Source organism: Bradyrhizobium brasilense, from assembly GCF_029714345.1.
GTDB lineage: Bacteria > Pseudomonadota > Alphaproteobacteria > Rhizobiales > Xanthobacteraceae > Bradyrhizobium > Bradyrhizobium australafricanum.
In genome coordinates, this window is record NZ_CP121669.1 from 1668950 (window position 1) to 1680729 (window position 11780).

14 protein-coding genes and 2 pseudogenes are annotated in these 11780 nt (G+C 60.0%); 8 read left to right on the forward strand and 8 right to left on the reverse strand.

Going from position 1 to position 11780, the window contains the following annotated elements:
• Positions 1 to 60: 60 nt before the first annotated feature.
• The 3 genes from QA635_RS07600 to QA635_RS07610 are packed head-to-tail and all read right to left on the reverse strand — an operon-like array spanning position 61 to position 1681.
• On the reverse strand, positions 61 to 786 hold the full coding sequence (locus tag QA635_RS07600; protein WP_283068174.1) for an SOS response-associated peptidase: 726 nt from the start codon (positions 784 to 786) through the stop codon (positions 61 to 63).
• A 3-nt stretch (positions 787 to 789) separates the two neighbouring features.
• On the reverse strand, positions 790 to 1239 hold the full coding sequence (locus tag QA635_RS07605; RefSeq protein ID WP_283068175.1) for a hypothetical protein: 450 nt from the start codon (positions 1237 to 1239) through the stop codon (positions 790 to 792).
• A 46-nt stretch (positions 1240 to 1285) separates the two neighbouring features.
• On the reverse strand, positions 1286 to 1681 hold the full coding sequence (locus tag QA635_RS07610) for a hypothetical protein (RefSeq protein WP_283068176.1): 396 nt from the start codon (positions 1679 to 1681) through the stop codon (positions 1286 to 1288).
• A gap of 145 nt (positions 1682 to 1826) precedes the next feature.
• On the opposite strand from QA635_RS07610, the gene ku reads away from it, so the two are divergent.
• Positions 1827 to 2759: a non-homologous end joining protein Ku gene (ku, locus tag QA635_RS07615; protein WP_283068177.1), complete on the forward strand. Its 933-nt coding sequence runs from the start codon at positions 1827 to 1829 to the stop codon at positions 2757 to 2759.
• A 147-nt stretch (positions 2760 to 2906) separates the two neighbouring features.
• A complete protein-coding gene (locus tag QA635_RS07620) occupies positions 2907 to 3524 on the forward strand; it encodes a cell envelope biogenesis protein TolA (RefSeq protein WP_283068178.1) in 618 nt (205 codons plus the stop codon).
• 27 nt (positions 3525 to 3551) lie between these two features.
• Here the strand turns inward: QA635_RS07620 and QA635_RS07625 are convergent, their stop codons facing one another.
• Positions 3552 to 3815 carry a hypothetical protein gene (locus QA635_RS07625; RefSeq protein ID WP_283068179.1) on the reverse strand — a complete coding sequence of 88 codons (264 nt, stop codon included), beginning with the start codon at positions 3813 to 3815 and terminating at the stop codon, positions 3552 to 3554.
• Positions 3816 to 4724: 909 nt separating this feature from the next.
• On the opposite strand from QA635_RS07625, the gene QA635_RS07630 reads away from it, so the two are divergent.
• The 5 genes and pseudogenes from QA635_RS07630 (at position 4725) to QA635_RS07650 (ending at position 6876) form a co-directional block, all read left to right on the forward strand.
• Positions 4725 to 5249, forward strand: a complete 525-nt coding sequence (locus QA635_RS07630) for a thermonuclease family protein (RefSeq protein WP_283068180.1) — start codon at positions 4725 to 4727, stop codon at positions 5247 to 5249.
• Positions 5250 to 5389: 140 nt separating this feature from the next.
• The gene (locus QA635_RS07635; RefSeq protein WP_283068181.1) at positions 5390 to 5572 is read left to right on the forward strand and encodes a hypothetical protein; all 183 of its coding nucleotides are present in this window, start codon (positions 5390 to 5392) and stop codon (positions 5570 to 5572) included.
• Between the two features lie 428 nt (positions 5573 to 6000).
• A pseudogene (locus QA635_RS07640) lies at positions 6001 to 6198 on the forward strand (ArdC-like ssDNA-binding domain-containing protein); the annotation flags it as partial.
• Positions 6186 to 6626: pseudogene (locus tag QA635_RS07645) on the forward strand (TraB/TrbI/VirB10 family type IV secretion system protein); the annotation flags it as partial. The pseudogenes QA635_RS07640 and QA635_RS07645, both read left to right, overlap by 13 nt.
• Before the next feature lie 4 nt (positions 6627 to 6630).
• Positions 6631 to 6876 (forward strand): DUF2274 domain-containing protein, encoded by a 246-nt coding sequence (locus tag QA635_RS07650; protein ID WP_283068182.1) that lies wholly within the window; start codon positions 6631 to 6633, stop codon positions 6874 to 6876.
• Here the strand turns inward: QA635_RS07650 and QA635_RS07655 are convergent.
• The 4 genes from QA635_RS07655 to QA635_RS07670 form a co-directional block, all read right to left on the reverse strand.
• Positions 6843 to 7802, reverse strand: coding sequence for a LysR family transcriptional regulator (locus QA635_RS07655; RefSeq protein WP_283068183.1), 960 nt, complete (start codon positions 7800 to 7802; stop codon positions 6843 to 6845). The genes QA635_RS07650 and QA635_RS07655 overlap by 34 nt on opposite strands.
• Positions 7803 to 7887: 85 nt before the next feature.
• A complete protein-coding gene (locus tag QA635_RS07660) occupies positions 7888 to 8520 on the reverse strand; it encodes an acyl-homoserine-lactone synthase (RefSeq protein ID WP_283068184.1) in 633 nt (210 codons plus the stop codon).
• Positions 8521 to 8605: 85 nt separating this feature from the next.
• Entirely contained in the window at positions 8606 to 9334 is a 729-nt protein-coding gene (locus QA635_RS07665; protein WP_283068185.1) for a LuxR family transcriptional regulator, read from the reverse strand.
• A gap of 292 nt (positions 9335 to 9626) precedes the next feature.
• Entirely contained in the window at positions 9627 to 10226 is a 600-nt protein-coding gene (locus tag QA635_RS07670) for a TetR/AcrR family transcriptional regulator (RefSeq protein WP_283068186.1), read from the reverse strand.
• Positions 10227 to 10555: 329 nt separating this feature from the next.
• Here QA635_RS07670 and QA635_RS07675 point away from each other — a divergent pair, with 329 nt between their 5' ends.
• Positions 10556 to 11758, forward strand: a complete 1203-nt coding sequence (locus QA635_RS07675) for an LLM class flavin-dependent oxidoreductase (protein ID WP_283068187.1) — start codon at positions 10556 to 10558, stop codon at positions 11756 to 11758.
• Positions 11759 to 11780: the final 22 nt, after the last annotated feature.

Consider the following 11780-nt stretch of genomic DNA (forward strand, 5'->3'; position numbering starts at 1 on the left):
TGTGGATGATCTTACGCTGGCGGCCTCGGGAAGCTGCCTGGTCGTCATCGTCCTCGATGGTCACGTCGCTAGCCCGGCCGTGTCTTCCTTGACGCCGCGGGCGACGATCCGGAGCGTTCCGTCGGCAAGCGGCCGCTGCAGCTTCAGGGCCTCGTCCAGAGGAGCCATCATCCAGGCCTCGACCTCGTCCGCCGTCGTCAGGATCACCGGCATTGCCTTCGGGTGGATGGCACCGACCTCGGCGTTCGGGTCTGTCGTGAGGAACGCGTACAGGTCGTTGGTCGTCTCACCTTCCTTGATCTTCCGGACGGACGTCCAGTTGGTCCAGATGCCGGCGAAGCAGGCGAGGGGACGGGTCTCATCGAGCGCGAACCAGATATCACCGCCCTCGGCCTTGTTGAACTCGCTGAAGGAGTTAAACGGCACTATGCAACGATGCTCGGGGCTGAGCCAACGAGCCCAGTGTTTGCTCTTCACGTTGCGGATGTTTGTCGTGCCCCCGTCCGGCTCCAATCGTAGCAGTTCCTTGAAATCGACCGTCTTGCCCTTGGCCTGCAGCTTCTCGGCACGTTTCTTGGTGGCGTCCATCAGTGCCTTTGACGACGACGGCATTCCCCACCGCGCCGTCACAAGTTCGCGGCCCTCAGCCCCATTGCGCACGATCGGTGCCTGGTAGTCAGGAAAGACCCCCGGAATTGGCGCCAGGTTGCCAACGTATCGGTTCACGACGCGGAACAGCGCGCTGATCGCGGCTTGGTTGGTCGTGATCGAATAAAGATTGCACATCGGTCAGGATTCGGCCCGAGGGTGGCGCGGCTGCCACGTCAACTGTAGCAGAGTCGCGGATGGACGCCGGCCCGCCTTGGCGCATTTGCGGCAGCGCAGCCGGCTGGCGAGATCGTGCACGAACGTGGTCGGCGGGTGCTTCATCGCCGCGAGATCCACGTCGCTCGGCGTCTTACAGCGCGCGCACCTGATCTCCAGCCAGGGGAAGCCTCCGTTCACGGCTTGATCGATGGTCGGCGACGGATCGATCGGTTCGCCGTCACTCCACATGCGCTCGTTCCAGCTTTCGCAAAGCAGCCTATCGGCTTGCTGGATCATCGCCTCGCCTTTGGCCCGCATTTCCGCCGATTGGGTAGCCAGGATGTTAGCCATTGCACGCGCCTTGCCGAGCTCTTTCGCCAGAGCCTTGCGATCGCCGCCCGACAGGGGCGTAGGGTGATACTTCGGGGCCATCCGGACATCCAGGCGCAAAGAGATCGGATCGGCAAATCCAGAGCGGCTACGGCGTCTCGAATGCTGGCCAGCACCCGTCTTCTTCATGCCTGCCGGTGCGCTGCTGGCAGGTGTTGTCGAGCAGCCGCTGCGCGACGTCCTTCCAGAGCGCGTTGCCGCCGTACAAGCGGACCGCATCGGCGGTCTGGATTTCCAAGGTCCGCTCGCAGCGGCGGCAGGAGACGCGCAGCACGTGGCGCTGAATTTCGGAGAGACGCCGCTGCCGCATCTGGGTCCCGGTCGTGCCGGCGCGAGGGTCTTCGAGGACCGATTTCCAGTATCCGGCCGGAAGCGGCGCATCCGGAGCCGCGGTGGAGGGGCTCGGCCTACGGACGGCTTCAGCGGCCAGCTTTTCCATCTGCTTCGGGGTCGGCATGCGCCAGCTTGCGGGTCGATCGGTCATTCTCAATTAGAACATAACATGAACAAATGTCGAGTCCGTCCAAGGGTGGAGGTGGAGAAAAATCGGCCCGTCGGACCGGTCGCGGTGTCGGAACCAAGGTGAGCCGTTCGTCTTGAATCCGGCATCAGTAATGGAGTTCCCCGCGATGGCCCCACGCGCCAACTGGAAAGGCTTTCTGCGTCTTTCCCTCGTCACCTGTCCGGTTGCGCTCTATCCGGCCACCTCGGAATCCGAAAAGGTCTCGTTCAACCAGCTGAACCGAAAGACTGGCCATCGGATCAAGTACGCCAAGGTCGACGCCGACACCGGCGAGGAGGTCGACAACGAGGACATCGTCAAGGGGTACAAGGTTGATACCGATACCTTCATCGAGGTGACCAAGGAGGAGCTTGAGAACGTCGCGCTGGAATCGACGCGAACCATAGAGATTGACGAATTCGTTGACCGCAGCGAGATCGATCCGCGATATCTCATTCGTCCCTACTACCTGCGTCCCGACGGTAAAGTCGGACACGATGCCTTCGCCGTCATTCGGGAAACCATCCGCGAGATGAACAAGGTCGCAATTGGCCGCGTGGTGCTGACCAATCGCGAGCACATCATCGCGCTCGAGCCTCTCGACAAGGGACTGATGGGCACGCTACTGCGCTACCCCTACGAAGTCCGTTCCGCGGATGAGTATTTCGATGACATTCAGGATGTCAAAGTTACCAAAGACATGCTTGATCTCGCCAAGCACATCGTCAATCAGAAGGCGGGCCACTTCGAGCCGAACAAGTTCGAAGACCAGTACGAAACCGCCCTCATCGATCTCATCAATCAGAAGCGCGCCGGCAAGCCGATCACCGCGAAAGCGCGTCCTCGCGGTGAGAACGTCGTGGACCTGATGGACGCGTTGCGTAAGAGCATCGGACGAGAGGCGACGGCCCCGACTGAGGCGCCGAAGAAGCCGGCCAAGAAGCCGCGCAAGGCGGCCGCTGCGCAGAAGGAAATGCTGATGCCGATCACCGGCAAAAAAGCGGTCAAGGAGGGTGCGGCGAAAAAGCCCGCCGCGAAGCCGCAGCGAAAGTCGGCCTAGCCTATCGTGAAACATCCGATGACGCCGGGGCGGTCGCTATCTATTTGCCGGACCGGCCGCGCTATGCGCTCGCTTCGAAGAACCCCCGCTCCCGAGGTAGACTGAACGACGGATCAAATGATCGCGTCGGTAGGCGGGAAGGGTGACATGGCGAGAAAGCTCAAGACGTACCAGACTTCGCTGGGCTTCTTCGATCTGGCGATCGCCGCTCCCTCCATGAAAGCGGCCCTCGAAGCATGGGGCGCCCACAGCAATCTCTTCCATCAGGGCGCGGCGAAGGAAAGCGACGATCCGGACGTCATCGCTGCGACCATGAAGAAGCCTGGCGTTGTTCTCAGGCGTCCGGTTGGATCCGACGGATCCTTCAGCGAACATGCCGGACTGACCACCGATCTTGGCGGCGGCAGAAGTTCGGCGAAAGCCGAGCGCAAATCGAAGGGCCCCGGGGCGAAGAAGCCTTCCTCGCGTCCCGTCGACAAGGCGGCGGAGCGGAAGGCCGCGCTCGCCTTCGAAACGGAGCAGAAGCGGCGCCAGCTTGAACAGGCGAAGGAAGAGACTGCCAGGCAGAAGGACCGGGAACGGCGTCAGCAGGCGATCGACAAGGCGCAGGCTGCGCTGGACAAGGCTGAGCAAGAGCACGCGAAGCGGGTCGCCGCCATCCAGGCCGAGGTCGAGGTTATCGAGAAGAGATCGCAAGCCGAAAAAGCCCGCTGGGATAAGGAGAAGGAGCGATTGGAAGCTACGCTGCGGCGCGCGCGGGGTTAGCTTCCGTCACGCACGGCGCCGGTCCTTCTAATCAGCAGGGCATTCTGGGCAGGTATCACCGATCGAGTTCAGCACGTCACGAACCTCGGCCGCCGCCGCATCAGGGGAGACGCCTGCGGGCGGGTCTACGCGGGCGATATCGAAGGCCCGCTTCCTTGCATGCGGATCGGCGCGGTCCTGCATCCAGCCGTGCTCCTCGCACTCGCGGATGGCGCTGGCTTCCTGGAGGACATGGATCGCCCATCCGCGCAGCGTCCGTATCGGCGGCCTTCGTTCACGCGTCATCAGCATCGAAATGGCTCCCGATAGGACGAATCGTTGTGTCCGCCATTCGTTCCCCTCCTATCACCAGGGCGGGCTTTGTCGAGAAACACTAGCGAAAGGTAGCGGGTGGGCGTGCCCGATGACGCCACTCTCGGCTGTCGTTTCTGACGATGTGCAGGCTCAGAAAAGGGGGTGGCGATTTGATAGTTGCGTATTCCGCCACTGCCTTGTTGACAGGCGGCGGCGCATATTTCCGGCCATGACGCAGTCATGGGAATCGGGAGAGGACTACGCGTGTCCGCACTGCGGTGCGATATACGCGGTGACGCTCACCCAATCACTTTCAATCGACGATGACGGCAAGCCTTGCATGGAATGCGGGGACGCATTGCATGGTGGCGCAGCACGACGGTGCCGCACTTCAAGCTAAAGGTGCGTAAGAATGGGGATCCGGCATGATCCCGAAGCACCACCGCAACAAGCAAAATGCTGAACCGGGACCCTGGCGTGGCTCTATTGCCGCAATGACGCGCAGCGCTACAGCTTCGGCGTCGGCAAGCTTTCGTCGGATGAGGCGCGCCGGATCGGCAAGGCGATCGCGCGCATCCCCGAATTCCTGATGCCGCGCCAGGGCTGCTATTCACGTGGGGGCGGTCCGCGCTGGCGTGCCGACCGGCCGCATCACGTGGCTCTGGAGGATCGCTATATCCGCGAGCACTGGGGTGAGTCTACGCGCTCTGCAAGCGAAACAGCCTGCCCTTCAACGCAACGGGTGAAGTCATAATGAGCGACGGCGTTTAGAAGGTCTATGAGTTTACTTGGCAGATGGATGCGATCCTGTTCTGGAAGCGTTTCCTGGGCCGCTGGCCGAAGCCGCGGCAGAACTGGCCGAAATTCAATCCCCGCAATCTGCGGTAATCGCTGGTACCCAACACCATGATCAAACGCCGAGTCCTTGTATGGATGCTCCTGTTGCTATCGAGCACGGCCCTTGCCGACAGCTTTGTCGGTCAGGCCAGTGTCATTGACGGTGACACGTTGGAAATTCATGGAACGCGGATCCGCCTTTGGGGTGTGGATGCTCCGGAGAGCACTCAGCTATGCCGCGGTGAGGACAGCTTGCAATACCGCTGTGGTTCGAAGGCTGCGAACGATCTCGATGCTTACATTGCCCGGCGCCCCGTCAACTGTGTCCCGCTCAGCGTCGACCGGTATGGCCGCACGGTCGCGACCTGTTCGGTGGCAGGCAGGGATCTCGGGGAATGGCTTGTGCGCAACGGTCTGGCGTTGGATTGGCCTCAATACTCGAAGGGCAGATATCACGAAGCTCAGCGCGAAGCGGAGCGCGCGGGTGAGGGGATGTGGAAGGGTAGCTACGTCAAGCCGTGGCTCTATCGTGCATGCATCCGCGCCAGCGGAAACCCGTCTGCATGTTCGGACGATGCAAATGCCCATCATTGATGGGGATTCAGTGCGAGGCGTCAATCTAAAACGTGCGATGACCGGTCACCGCGTTTTTGCGGGCGGCTCTAGTCTAGCGCGGTTCAGGCGACTCACGCTACGTCATCATTCCCAATACCTCGCTGCACAATGGGAATGAAATGGTTGCTGCCACCCGTGAACTGCCGGCTTCTGGTTATGCACTTGAAGTGGACGGCCGACTCAAAGCCGAATTTGCAACTAGAGACGGTGCCAGGGCAGGTGGAGTAGAACTAAAGAAACGTTTTCCCATGCTTCAGATCAGGATCTATGACGCGCAGACGAATGCGCGCGAGGAAATTTAGGTCCTCCGACTGCTGGTTCTCCCGCTTGCGCGCGTGCGGCTTCCGCCGCGCCGGGCTCTCGTGAACCGAGCCGCTTTGCGTCTGCGCCATCCGGCTTCGATCCCTCGCGCAAGGAGATGTGGAGCTCCTCGCCGGGGGCACTCGGGAAAGGGGCTCGCCTGCGGCGATCGCTATCACTGCCCCGTTCCCGGGTGCCCTTTTAACCGGTCTCGTCGCTGCACTCGGACCCGCGTGCCCCTTCGGGTCGCTATGCTCACGCTCTCCGGGTGCCATTTCTCGAAGGCGATGCGCCGCTGGCGCACGCCTGATGCGGCCTGCGGCCTAAGGCAGATTGCGAAGAGGCTGAGAGTAAGAGTGCAGGCTGGCTTTTTCCGCGACGGGTTACAAGCTGCGAGAGAGGCTCGCGGCGCCCGTCGCGGAGACCCGCGATGTCAAACCGTACTGCTTGCGCGCGCGCCGGCCAGGATCGGGCGAACCTCTATAGCGAAATTACCAACAAGATCATTGCCGAGCTTGAGGACGGACGCGTGCCATGGGTTCAGCCCTGGGGTACGGCCGCGGCGAAAGCGCCGCTGGCCATGCCGAAAAACGCATCGACCAGCCGGCAATACAGCGGCCTCAGGGTGCGCGCCTGATCGGTATCTACGATAGTCAGGTCACTTTCGGCCAGTCCCGTGTCCTGCTCGTTTGGACCCGGCTGATCATGCCGAATGGACGTTCAATCGTTCTCGAGCGGCAGCCTGGCGCTGACACCGCGGGATATGCAGGTCTCGAAGACCAGGTCGACAACCACTGGGGCGAACTCTTCAAGGCTGCGGCACTATCGACGTTTCTGGCGATCGGGACCGAACTGGGGGCTGGCTCGGACACCAATAGCAACGACAGCGCCATCATCCAGGCATTGCGGCATGGCGCCTCCGACTCGCTGAATCAAACCGGACAACAGGTGGTTCGGCGCAGTCTCAACATCCAACCCACTCTAACCGTGCGACCTGGCTTTCCAGTCCGCGTTCTCGTCAATCGCGACCTCATACTTGTGCCATACGGAGGGTAACGGCATGCCCAAGCTTAAAATAGCAACACTGCCGGACGACAAGCCGGTCAAGGTCGCCGCCGAACTTCCGGCATCAGTGCATCGGAATCTCGTCGCCTATGCAGAGGCCTTGGCAAGCGAAAGTGGGCAGCGCATCGATCCGGCGAAATTGATCGCACCGATGCTAGCTCGCTTTATGGCCACGGACCGCGGATTTGCAAAGGCGAGACGAGCCGGTCACCCCTCGAGAGCCGGTGGAAGCGAGGAATAGCGCTCTGCCAACAGATTGAGGAAACGGTTTAGAGCCGGATTTTCATTGTCGTCGCGCCAATGCGCAAAGAAGTCTACCCGGCTAGGTCCTGTCCCGTCGTGCAATTCCCGGTACACAAGCCCAGCGAAACTTGCGCCGATATCCGATTCCATCACCAGACTGAGCCCCATGCCCATACTCGTCAGATTTTTGATAATGCCGCGGCTTACGTCGTGGCGCTCTACTGCGGGCCGGTCGTCAGGTGAGGCGAGCTTCGAAATCAGGAGATCCTCGAGCTCTCGTCCTGGATCAATCTTGCTTAGAAGTATCTTTTCGTTGCGCAAATCGACCCAATAGATGGTCTCGCGCGCCGCTAGGCAGTGATCCTGAGGCAACGAGATCAAGATGCGCTCGCTCCACAGCAGTAGTGATTTGACGTCCATTGAAGCCAGACGTCCAGGGCTAACGACGACGTCGACGGTCCCGTTACGCAGCGCGGTCATCAGATGAAAGCGAGAGCGTTCCATCGTTGCCAATTCGATCTGCGGGAGCCGCTTCTTAAATTCACCTATAGTCGCCCGCAAATTGCCGGTAGACACGGACGTGTAGAAGCCAATAACGAGATGGCCAGTATCGCCGCGACCACCAGACCTCCCGGTTTCAACGAGTATGTCGACCTGTTCCAGGATCAGCCGCGCAATTCGCAAAACCGCTTGCCCAGCGATAGTGGGCTTGATTCCTCCGCTGGAGCGCTCGAATAGTGAAGTCCCAACCAGATATTCAAGCTGACCGATGGATCGGCTCAGGACAGTGTGCTTGATCGAAAGGACAGCAGCGGCTCGTCGAAAGCTCCCGTAGTCGCTGGCAACAACGGCGAATCGAAGCTGTTGCAGGTCAATCGAGCTCGCTGCGTTCCGCCGATTGTGTCGGATCCCGGGTTCTGTCATTTTCGAAGCTCGGTAACAAACCACAAGACAGGAAGTCCCCGATCCAGGCGAGGACCTCTAATCTCGTTCATTGGCAGGGATCGTTCTAGGCGGCAGCAAAGATTACTGGCATCCAGAGAGTCGGTGTCGAAAGACCCCCAGCCTTGCGGAGATTCCGGAGGACTTCGCTCGAAATCGCAAGGTAACCCGCCAAGGCCACGGTTTTGCCGATTGTGGCCGGATTGCCAATGCGTCGCAGCGGCCAACCGACCCGTCGAAGGATTCGCTCCATTCGGAGATCTGTGACAGTAACGATATCAGTGAGTTGTCGTGAGAGCCCGAACTCGACCATTCCGGCAAACAACTCGTATGCGGCGCGAGTTATGCCGTGATTTCCTTTGGGGGCGTCGGCTGCAATGTCGATAGCGAACCTGCTGCTTTCCCATACTAGCGGAGTTGACGGCGCGGGTTGATCTTCAAGAAGCGCGGGAAAGATGTCGCGAAGCATGGTCGGGCCAAGCGTGGGGAGCAGGCGTACGGAACCTTGCACTTGGCCGTTTTCACCTACCTGGATCAGATAGTCAGGATGCAGCGCGTCGAATTCGTCGATCTCCATGTCGCCGCTGGTCTCGACTTCCCATGCCATGCGCAGTTTGAAGACACGATGCCGCAACCGATGCATCTCAACGAGAGTGTCGGAAAGCTCTCCGTACGAAGGTGGTGTGATCAACTGGATCATAATCCCTCCAGTAGTGTTGAATAGCCTTCGTTGAAGCGCGATTATCGCCTCAAATCATCACCTGTAGTTGTAGGGGGAGGGCACCCTAATTTTGCTTTTTTCTGTTTGCAGCCGCCAGGTGTGTTACGGCCTGCGCGATTGTGCGTACGCCGAGCTTTTCCTTCGCATTCTCTAAGTAATACGCAACCGTGTTGCGCGAGATACCGAGAATGCAGCCGATTTCCCAAGAGCTCTTTCCTCGAGCCGCCCACTCCAAACATTCTACTTCGCGGCGCGATAGCCGAATTCCGTCGAGACCACGTTCGTGTCCGAGCTTGCGACGAACGTGAGCATGAAAATACATTGCCATGAGTTGAAGGACACGCGTGTACGAATCAATGCATTTCTCGAATTGTGGCCGGCTCTCGTCAGTAGCGAAGGTCAATGCGGAGATTGGCCCATGCCCATCGTGAATCGGCACCGTGAAGCCGAACCGGATTCCGCATTGCGCGGCTTCATCGAATAGTCGCCGCTGCTCTTTTGAACTGGTTTGTGATCGAAAATCGATTCCCCATCGAAAGGGCTCCGGGCTCTGAAGGGCTTTTCGAATGACGGGATCAATGACTTGGTATTTCTTATCTAGATAATGGGTCGTCCATCGCGTTGGATATGTTGAGATGAGCCGGGGCTTCCTGTCTTCTTCGCTCTGGAGAGCGAGATAAGCGAAGCACGATAGGTCCAAAGCCGATGCTGTTTCTGCCAGCGCATTGGAGAAGCCTTCGGCATCTTCGGCGCTGACTATTGCATCAATGAATTGTTGGAGGACCAGATGCATATTGCTTTCCCTTAGACCGGTATGTGCAGAAGCCTTGTAGGCGACTCACCGTAGCGTCGTCGCGGTGCTGCGCTTGAGGACGCCTGGCCCGCCGGACCTAAGGGAAAGCCTGCTAACATCAAGCACCACACGCCTCCGTAACTAGCGCCGAAGGAAATTAGGCAAAACCTGGCCTGTGCGGGACGCGCCTCACAGTGCGATCTCTCATGTGCAGCCATAGCTAATGCGTGGGATTCTGCGGCCGCGAGGACCGTCAGATCGATAGGGTTTGCGCCGGCAGGACAGGTGTAGATCAGAGGTCGCCGCGGCCGAGCAGCGCGTGCAGCGCGGCCTGCCGCATAGTGGAGAAGATCGACTCCTCGTCGAGGCCCTTCCTAAGCGTCGCAGCGGTGTTGAGCATGGAGAACACGGCCTGGGTCAGCAGTCGTGCCTCGGGTTCGGACAGGTCGGGCCGCAGCGGGATTATCACGGAAATCCACTCTTCGGCGTACAACGCCATCTCGCGCCGGATCCGTCTGTGGTCGTGTTCAGGAAGAGCGTGCTCGTTCTTGGTGAAGATCAGCGTGCTTGGTGGTCCTTTAAGGATCAACCGGATGTGCGACTCGACCATCGCTATCATGGCGGCCTTTGGGTCCTTCGTCGTCTCCGCGATCCGTTTCACAACCTCGTGCACGATCTGCGTCGGTTCCTCCAGAACCGCGATCAGGACTGCCTGCTTGTTCTGGAAGTGGCGATACAATCCAGGACCAGTGATGCCGGCGCGCGCAGCGATCATTTCAACTGTGACCGCGTCGTATGAGTGCTGCAGGAAGAGTTCAGCAGCGACCGCGATCAACTGCTCGCGCCGCCCGCTGCTGTATGCCCGCTTGATCGGTAATGGCTGAATATTCATTGAGGCGCACCGTACCACGTGGCGGCCGCGAGGCACCGTGTCATCCCGCGCGCCAGCATCGTCTGTCCCGGGCTCAATGAACGGATCATGTGAACATCTCATTTCATTCTCATGTAAATATGTATTCACTTTTCTGGACCGCCGCCAGATCGCTAGGCGAGGGGGCTGAATATTCCATCGCGCGCTTATTGGACAATATACCAGTAAATGAGCCATGATTGCAAAGAACGGTTCTAGATGGTCGGCACCGAAAGGTTGTTGACAGGACGCAATTGCCGGCCATAAAGTTAGTGTAGATTAACATTGAAGATGCGAAGGAGGCACAACGCATGCGGTTCATCTTCTTCAGCGAGGGAGAGACCCAGCCGGGACACACCCACGCGCACCGCTATCGCGAGCTCATCGACGAAGTGATCCTGGCAGAGAAAGTCGGATTCGACGCGTTCGGGTGCTCCGAACAGCATTTCGCGATCGGCACGGCCTCGACCTCCGCACCCGAGGTGATCTACCCGTACATGATGGCGCTAACCAGTCGGATCCAGTTCATCCACCTGATCACGCCGCTTCCCAAGAAGATCAATCACGCGCTGCGCGTTGCGGAGCGGCTGGCGACCGAGGATATCCTGTCGAACGGCCGCGTCGGGCTTGCCGTCGGCCGCGGCAACACCACCCTCGCGCTGCGCGCCTTCGAGGTCGACCCCGAGGAGACCAAGGCGCAGCAGATAGAGGGCATTGAGGTCATCCGCCGGGCGCTATCGAACGACACCTTCTCTTTCGTCGGCGAGCATTACAAGATTCCGCCGCGCAGCCTGACGCCCAAGCACGTGACGCTGCCCTATCCGCCAATCATGATGGCGACTTCGAGCTCGCAATCGATCACCGCCGCCGCGCACATGGGCATCGGCGCCATGATGGGCGGCGGCTATAGCGGGTTCGCCTCCGTGCAGAGGTCGGCCGAGCTCTATGACAAGGAGCTGGCGAGCGCCGAGCACGTATATCCCGTGCAGGCGCAGAAGGTGGCGGTGATATCCGGCGGAATGCATTGCGCCGATACAAACGAGGAGGCGGAGCGGTGGGCGGCCACGCTGGCCCATAGCGTCGCCTTGTCCATCGACGCTTATGAGCGGCTGTCGAAGCTGTCCGCCGACTACGGATCGCTCGGCAAGATCAAGAACATCGACTTCAAGAATGAGCGCTATCTGTTCGACGAGTCGGGCAGCTTCATCGTCGGCGACGTCGAGACCTGCACCAAGCAGGTCCAGCGGTTCGTCGACATGGGCATCGACGCGCTCGCGCTGCGCATCGATGGCATGCCGCACAAGGAGCTGATGAAGTCGATCGAGCTGTTCGGCAAGTACGTCATCCCGAGGTTCAAAAACCACCGGTCGGTCGTGCGCACGTCCGACGCGATCCTTGCCGACATCCGCGCCGCCCGCCCCGCCCATTATGCCGAGCGCGAGGCCTTCGAGAACGCCAAGGCGGCCGCCGGGACCGTCGATGGCGCAGTCCGTAATCCTGCGGCTTCGGCCTGACGCCTATTTGAAGAACTGGAGA

Coding starts and splice junctions, on each gene's coding strand:
- QA635_RS07620 (WP_283068178.1), top strand. CDS start 2,907: ATGGCGAGAAAGCTCAAGACGTACCAGACTTCGCTGGGCTTCTTCGAT.
- QA635_RS07610 (WP_283068176.1), bottom strand. CDS start 1,681: ATGACCGATCGACCCGCAAGCTGGCGCATGCCGACCCCGAAGCAGATG.
- QA635_RS07605 (WP_283068175.1), bottom strand. CDS start 1,239: ATGGCCCCGAAGTATCACCCTACGCCCCTGTCGGGCGGCGATCGCAAG.
- QA635_RS07660 (WP_283068184.1), bottom strand. CDS start 8,520: ATGATCCAGTTGATCACACCACCTTCGTACGGAGAGCTTTCCGACACT.
- QA635_RS07675 (WP_283068187.1), top strand. CDS start 10,556: ATGCGGTTCATCTTCTTCAGCGAGGGAGAGACCCAGCCGGGACACACC.
- QA635_RS07670 (WP_283068186.1), bottom strand. CDS start 10,226: ATGAATATTCAGCCATTACCGATCAAGCGGGCATACAGCAGCGGGCGG.
- QA635_RS07655 (WP_283068183.1), bottom strand. CDS start 7,802: ATGACAGAACCCGGGATCCGACACAATCGGCGGAACGCAGCGAGCTCG.
- QA635_RS07625 (WP_283068179.1), bottom strand. CDS start 3,815: ATGCTGATGACGCGTGAACGAAGGCCGCCGATACGGACGCTGCGCGGA.
- QA635_RS07630 (WP_283068180.1), top strand. CDS start 4,725: ATGATCAAACGCCGAGTCCTTGTATGGATGCTCCTGTTGCTATCGAGC.
- QA635_RS07650 (WP_283068182.1), top strand. CDS start 6,631: ATGCCCAAGCTTAAAATAGCAACACTGCCGGACGACAAGCCGGTCAAG.
- QA635_RS07635 (WP_283068181.1), top strand. CDS start 5,390: ATGGTTGCTGCCACCCGTGAACTGCCGGCTTCTGGTTATGCACTTGAA.
- ku (WP_283068177.1), top strand. CDS start 1,827: ATGGCCCCACGCGCCAACTGGAAAGGCTTTCTGCGTCTTTCCCTCGTC.
- QA635_RS07665 (WP_283068185.1), bottom strand. CDS start 9,334: ATGCATCTGGTCCTCCAACAATTCATTGATGCAATAGTCAGCGCCGAA.
- QA635_RS07600 (WP_283068174.1), bottom strand. CDS start 786: ATGTGCAATCTTTATTCGATCACGACCAACCAAGCCGCGATCAGCGCG.